Origin of the sequence: Niallia sp. HCP3S3_B10 (assembly GCF_052064465.1) — a bacterium.
Taxonomy (GTDB): Bacteria; Bacillota; Bacilli; order Bacillales; family Cytobacillaceae; genus Niallia; species Niallia hominis.
In genome coordinates this window covers 1-1,679 of sequence record NZ_JBQHVO010000134.1, presented here as the reverse complement: position 1 = coordinate 1,679, position 1,679 = coordinate 1, and the positions used below count along the sequence as shown (strand labels likewise).

Below are 1,679 nucleotides of genomic sequence, written 5' to 3'. Positions count from 1 at the left end.
TTAGGCTGTTTTCGTATAGATTGTTGCTATCTTGACCATACTGTATAAAGGTTGATATAATGCTGTCTGGAGGCGTTCGATTATGTGGTTAGATGTTTATGAGCAGTTTGGCGAATTAACAGAATCAGAGCAGATGGCGTTGTTTAAGGCAATGAAGCAAGACCTATTTCCAGATGACCCAAGCAAGATTACAAAACTGCTGAATGATATTCGTGAAGCCCGTTTTGCATCTGGAATGGGTTGTCTTCATTGTGGAAGCACTTCTGTTAAGCGGAACGGCAAATATAAATCACGCCAACGCTATCTATGTAAGGATTGCGGTAAGACCTTTAACGATATGACTAACACGCCATTTTCAGGCTCTCGTTATCCTGAAAAATGGGTGAAGTACATTGAATTAATGGTAGAAGGCTATACTTTGCCTAAAATCGCTGAACGCCTTAAAATACACATCTCCACTGCATTTTATTGGAGACATAAAATCTTGAACGCATTAGGTAGTCTCGGATTTGACCAACTCAAAGGGATTGTAGAAAGCGATGAAACATTCCTTAAAGAGTCTATGAAAGGAAAACGAAAAATAACACATAGAGAACCGAAAGAGCGTGGTGGCAAAGACCAAAAGAGGGGCATTTCCAACCTTAAAATTGCAGTAGTTGTAGCCCAAGACCGTAATGGCAGTGTAGTAGCACGAAAGGCTGGTCGTGGGCGTGTACGAGCAGAAGAAATAGATGCCGTAATTGGAGAACATATAGACCCCTCTGCTTTGTTATGCACCGATACAGCTACGAATTACAAGAAGTTCGCTTTAATTAAGGGGTTAAAACACGAAACGATTAATGTCAGTAAGGAAGGGTATGTCAAAAAGGGCATATATCACGTTCAACACGTCAATAACTTTCATAAACGATTGGAAGATTGGATGGTTAGGTTTCAAGGTGTTGCTACTAAATATCTAGATAACTACCTTTATTGGTTCCGTTGGCTTGAATTAGGGAAGAACTTGGCATTTGAAAATAGAGTAGAACAAATGCTTATTTCAGCGTGTCAAAAATCGAATTATACAACAGTTGAAACGTTAAGAAGTGCATAAAAAAGAATTCCGCAAATGATTACAGAATTCTATTGGTAAATTACCTTTTAATCATTATTTTAGAATTTTCTTTTGTTAGGTACTCATCTTCTATATTGAAGTTGCTTCCTTGACGGTCTATTTCGGCATATTGGACCACTTTATCTTTGTTTAGAAAGACTAATAAATAAATATCATCCCTGTAATCTAATTTGCTAGGGTCTTTAAAATTCACACCCATTTTTTCGCTCATATCTTCTTGTGCCGAATATGGTTGAAATAAAAAGGCTTTATCCCAGGAAAAATCGGTTAAAGACTTTAATTCAATCTCAGTTGAATTTTTATCCTTTACAACTGAATAAATTGCCTTTTCCAAACTTTTATTATGTTGAACATCTTGGCTGCATCCTACTAAAGTAAATCCAAAAATAAATATTAATGACAAAAGTAACAAAATTTTCTTCATAGAATCCCCTCTACTCATTGTTTGTAATACTCTACTAATTGTAACAATACCACAATTTTCCTCAATTATGTCGATTTACCTGTAATATTCAGTATTTCCTTAACCTTGTCCAAAAAACCACAAACTTTACGAAAACAGCCT

General features: G+C 36.1%; 2 protein-coding genes. One reads left to right on the top strand and one right to left on the bottom strand.

Going from position 1 to position 1,679, the window contains the following annotated elements:
- Positions 1 to 82 precede the first annotated feature (82 nt).
- Positions 83 to 1,093, top strand: coding sequence for an IS1595 family transposase (locus ACTNDN_RS24820; protein ID WP_441132564.1), 1,011 nt, complete (start codon positions 83 to 85; stop codon positions 1,091 to 1,093).
- 40 nt (positions 1,094 to 1,133) lie between these two features.
- Here the strand turns inward: ACTNDN_RS24820 and ACTNDN_RS24815 are convergent, their stop codons facing one another.
- Positions 1,134 to 1,538 (bottom strand): hypothetical protein, encoded by a 405-nt coding sequence (locus ACTNDN_RS24815; protein WP_441132562.1) that lies wholly within the window; start codon positions 1,536 to 1,538, stop codon positions 1,134 to 1,136.
- Positions 1,539 to 1,679: the final 141 nt, after the last annotated feature.

Bases quoted from the DNA above. Each gene is read 5' to 3' on its own strand.
- ACTNDN_RS24820 (WP_441132564.1), top strand. From the start codon at position 83: ATGTGGTTAGATGTTTATGAGCAGTTTGGCGAATTAACAGAATCAGAG.
- ACTNDN_RS24815 (WP_441132562.1), bottom strand. From the start codon at position 1,538: ATGAAGAAAATTTTGTTACTTTTGTCATTAATATTTATTTTTGGATTT.